Here is a 3,066-nt window from a genome sequence, read left to right on the forward strand (position 1 = left end):
GCCCGCTCCCACTTTTGATCGCATTCTTCCAGTCGGGATGCGGTCGAATGTGGGAGCGGGCTTGCTCGCGAAGCCGGCGACGCGGTCTTAATGACTGCTGCGCAACATTTCCTTCGGCACGTACTTGCCGATCTCGAACTTGCCGATCGCCGCGCGGTGCACTTCGTCCGGGCCGTCGGCCAGGCGCAGGGTGCGCTGCATGGCGTACATGTAGGCCAACGGGAAATCATTCGAGACCCCGGCCCCGCCGTGGATCTGGATCGCCCGGTCGATCACCCGCAGCGCCACGTTCGGCGCGACGACCTTGATCTGCGCGATCTCGCTCTTCGCCACTTTGTTGCCGACGGTGTCCATCATGTACGCCGCTTTCAGGGTCAGCAGGCGCGCCATGTCGATTTCCATCCGCGAGTCGGCGATCTTGTCGACGTTACCGCCCAGACGTGCCAGCGGTTTGCCGAACGCGGTGCGGCTCACCGAACGCTTGCACATCAATTCCAGTGCGCGTTCAGCCATGCCGATCGAGCGCATGCAGTGGTGAATCCGTCCTGGGCCGAGGCGCCCCTGAGCGATCTCGAAGCCTCTTCCCTCACCAAGCAGGACGTTTTCGTACGGCACGCGCACGTTGTCGAACAGCACTTCGGCGTGGCCGTGCGGTGCATCGTCGTAGCCGAACACCGGCAGCGGGCGGACGATTTTCACCCCGGGGGTGTCGACCGGCACGAGGATCATCGAGTGCTGCGCATGGCGCGGTGCGTCAGGGTTGCTCAGGCCCATGAAGATCAGAATCTTGCAGCGCGGATCGCAGGCGCCGGAAGTCCACCATTTCTTGCCGTTGATCACCCATTCATCGCCATCACGCACGGCGCGGGCGGCCATGTTGGTGGCGTCGGACGAGGCCACGTCCGGCTCGGTCATGGCAAACGCCGAGCGGATCTCGCCGCGCAGCAGCGGTTCGAGCCAGCGCTGTTTCTGTTCTTCATTGGCGTAGCGCACCAGCACTTCCATGTTGCCGGTGTCCGGCGCCGAGCAGTTGAACGGCTCCGGCCCCAACAGCGAACGGCCCATGATTTCCGCCAGCGGTGCGTATTCGAGGTTGGTCAGGCCGGCGCCGAGTTCCGACTCAGGCAGGAACAGATTCCACAGACCTTCGGCCTTGGCCTTGGCCTTGAGCTCTTCCATGATCGCGGTCGGCTGCCAGCGATCACCCTCGGCAACCTGGCGTTCGAACACGGCTTCGGCCGGGTAAACGTAAGTGTCCATGAACGCGGTCACGCGCTCACGCAGTTCTTGCACCTTGGGCGAATAAGCGAAATCCATGAGCAATTACCTTCTATGGGCAGAGGTTGTTCAGATCATGCAATCGATGCTAGAACAGCGCTGATAATTTACCTAGCCTATTCTCGGTGTGTATAAACATTCATCACCGATATATGATCCGCTGATCGTCAGCCCCTAGAACAAGAGAAACCGCGTTATGAATCTGAGTAAGGTCGACCTCAACCTTTTCATCGTCTTCGACGCGATTTACACCGAAGCCAACCTGACCCGCGCCGGGCAGATTGTCGGGATTACCCAGCCGGCGGTGTCCAACGCGCTGGCGCGGTTGCGCGAGACCTTCAACGATCCGCTGTTCGTGCGCACCGCCCAGGGCATGGTGCCGACGCCGATGGCACAGAACATCATCGGCCCGGTGCGCAACGCGCTGTCGTTGCTGCGGGTGTCGGTGCAGGAGAGCCGGATTTTCAACCCGGCCCAAGCGGTGAAGACTTATCGCATCAGCATGACCGACCTCACTGAGGCAGTGATTCTGCCGCCGCTGTTCCAGCGTTTGCGGCGTCTGGCGCCGACGGTGATCATCGAGAGCTTTCTGTCCAAACGCCGCGAGACCACCAAGGAACTGGCCGCCGGACGTCTGGATTTCGCCGTGGATGCACCGCTCAACACCGACCCGCAGGTGCGCCACGTCAAGCTGATGGAGGACCGTTACGTCTGTGCGATGCGCAAGGGCCATCCGCTGGCGGGCAAGGAGAAACTGTCGCTGGATGACTATCTGTCGCTGACCCACATCCACATTTCCAGCCGCCGCAGTGGTCTGGGCTACGTCGATCTGGCGCTAGGCAAAATGGGCATTCAGCGCAAGATCGCCCTGCGCTCGCAGCATTATCTGATGGCGTCGCAGGTCATGCAGCAGACCGACATGGTGATGACGGTACCCGAGCGCTTTGCCCGGCGTAATGACCTGCATGCGTTCAACCTGCCAGTCAACGACGTGCCGCCGCTGGAGACTCACCTGTACTGGCATGAAAGCACCGACCAGGACCCAGCAAATCGCTGGATGCGCGAGCAGATCATCGAGTTGTGCCAGCAGGTGGCAGCGCAGGAGAAGAAGCTGGACAAGGTGTAAGTCTTTGCACCGAGTCGCTGGCATCGCGAGCAGGCTCACTCCTACATACGACCGCGTTTCAATTGTAGGAGTGAGCCTGCTCGCGATGAGGCCCACAAGAACACCGCAGATCATCCTTCTTGACGTAAACGTCAACTCGCCATTAGCTTAGCGCCAAGACCTTTTTCCGAGCGCTTTCATGAGCAGCCAGACCTACAGCATTTCCGACCTCGCCCGCGAGCTGGACATCACCACCCGGGCGATCCGCTTTTATGAAGAACAAGGCCTGCTCAGCCCTGAGCGCCGTGGCCAGGAACGCATCTACTCACCCCGTGACAAGGTCAGCCTGAAGCTGATCCTGCGTGGCAAGCGCATCGGTTTCTCCCTGGCTGAATGCCGTGAGCTGATCGAGCTCTATGACCCGTCCAGCGGTAACACCAAACAGCTCAACAGCATGCTGGCGAAAATCAGCGAACGCCGCGAACAGCTTGAGCAGCAGTTGCTCGACATCGAACAGATGAAGCTGGAACTCGACACCGCTGAAGAGCGCTGCGTGCAGGCGTTGGAGCAGACGCTCAAGGGCCAGCAGGCGAGCTAGTAAACAACACAAATCCCTTGTAGGAGTGAGCCTGCTCGCGATAGCGGTGTGTCAGTCGAGCAAATATTAACTGACTCACCGCTAT

The 3,066-nt window shown here is 60.3% G+C and carries 3 protein-coding genes; 2 read left to right on the forward strand and 1 reads right to left on the reverse strand.

Features of this window, described 5'->3' with window-relative positions:
- Window positions 1-87: 87 nt before the first annotated feature.
- On the reverse strand, window positions 88-1,317 hold the full coding sequence (locus tag QMX91_RS30200; RefSeq protein ID WP_223008082.1) for an acyl-CoA dehydrogenase: 1,230 nt from the start codon (window positions 1,315-1,317) through the stop codon (window positions 88-90).
- Between the two features lie 157 nt (window positions 1,318-1,474).
- Here QMX91_RS30200 and QMX91_RS30205 point away from each other — a divergent pair, with 157 nt between their 5' ends.
- A complete protein-coding gene (locus QMX91_RS30205; protein WP_027614626.1) occupies window positions 1,475-2,404 on the forward strand; it encodes a LysR family transcriptional regulator in 930 nt (309 codons plus the stop codon).
- 178 nt (window positions 2,405-2,582) lie between these two features.
- Entirely contained in the window at window positions 2,583-2,981 is a 399-nt protein-coding gene (locus QMX91_RS30210; protein ID WP_098968123.1) for a MerR family DNA-binding transcriptional regulator, read from the forward strand.
- The last annotated feature ends 85 nt before the right edge of the window (window positions 2,982-3,066 follow it).

Origin of the sequence: Pseudomonas sp. PS01299, from assembly GCF_029960145.1 — a bacterium.
GTDB lineage: Bacteria > Pseudomonadota > Gammaproteobacteria > Pseudomonadales > Pseudomonadaceae > Aquipseudomonas > Aquipseudomonas putida_A.

Bases quoted from the DNA above. Each gene is read 5' to 3' on its own strand.
- QMX91_RS30200 (WP_223008082.1), bottom strand. From the start codon at position 1,317: ATGGATTTCGCTTATTCGCCCAAGGTGCAAGAACTGCGTGAGCGCGTG.
- QMX91_RS30205 (WP_027614626.1), top strand. From the start codon at position 1,475: ATGAATCTGAGTAAGGTCGACCTCAACCTTTTCATCGTCTTCGACGCG.
- QMX91_RS30210 (WP_098968123.1), top strand. From the start codon at position 2,583: ATGAGCAGCCAGACCTACAGCATTTCCGACCTCGCCCGCGAGCTGGAC.